Source organism: Mucilaginibacter calamicampi, from assembly GCF_042676765.1.
Taxonomy (GTDB): domain Bacteria; phylum Bacteroidota; class Bacteroidia; order Sphingobacteriales; family Sphingobacteriaceae; genus Mucilaginibacter; species Mucilaginibacter calamicampi.
In genome coordinates, this window is sequence record NZ_JBHTHU010000003.1 from 1 (window position 1) to 993 (window position 993).

The window sequence follows — 993 nt, forward strand, 5'->3', positions numbered from 1 at the left end:
CAGGCTTCGTAATAACCAAGTAACTCCCGCTGAAAGATATCCATCGACCAGCCGTCGCTGGCAATATGGTGGGCATTTACCAGTAGCAGCTTTTTGGAATGCGCTGCCAGGCTATACAACTTTACGCGGACAGGATATTCCCTGCTCAGGTCGAAAGGGCGGTTGATGTCTTCCCTGATCCGCAATTCGTGATCTTCGCCCTGCCCCAGCGTTACTTCTTCTATTTCCAGCGGATGCGTATGTACCTGCTGTACTCCGTACCCTTCTTCGTCTATCTGGCCGATCGTGCTTCTCAGTACCTCGTGACGGTCCACTATGCGGCGCAACGCGTGTTTTATCCCTGCTGCATCTGTCTCCCCTGATAACTCAAACAGCGCCGGGATGTGGTAGGCGTTCGTTCCTCCTTCATATTGCTCGATAAACCATAAACGCTCCTGTGAATAGGATAAGGGTGAGGTGGAAATATCGGCATGATATATTTTAATGCCCTCGTTGTTGTTATATATCTTATTGTTGCTTAATACTTTAAGCAAATCGGCTTTGTTTTTAGCCAGCAAAGCCATTATTTCCGAAACATCCTTGTTTTTAGGTGTTTTAAATTTGATGGTTTGATTTTCTACCCACAACCAAATATCATTGGCATTAGCGCGATATAATAATTTAACAGCCTCGTATTGGTCGGTCATTATGTTTTTTTTACTATCAATTTAACAATGCAAACTCACATTACAACTCGCCTTCAACGTATTCTACTATATTAACTTCTTTATTTTCAATAAATTGACGGATGCGCGGATAGCTAAATATATCCGAAATCTTTACTGTATAACCCAACGCCCTGCCTATTTTATGCGTTAGATGAATAGCCAGTATTGAGTTACCCCCGATACGGAAGAAGTCGTCTGTTACCCCTACCCGTTCCAGGCCCAGTACTTCCTGCCAGATTACGCACAAGACCGCCTCTGCTTCTGTCTGCGGGGCCGTGTAGCTTTC

General features: G+C 44.8%; 2 protein-coding genes. Both read right to left on the reverse strand.

The annotated features are described in order from the left end of the window. Positions 1-686 (reverse strand): condensation domain-containing protein (locus ACFQZS_RS05505; RefSeq protein ID WP_377098091.1); only part of this gene is annotated, 686 nt, incomplete at its 3' end. 40 nt (positions 687-726) lie between these two features. Then, the coding region (locus ACFQZS_RS05510) for a phosphopantetheine-binding protein (protein WP_377098093.1) at positions 727-993 on the reverse strand (267 nt) is incomplete at its 5' end.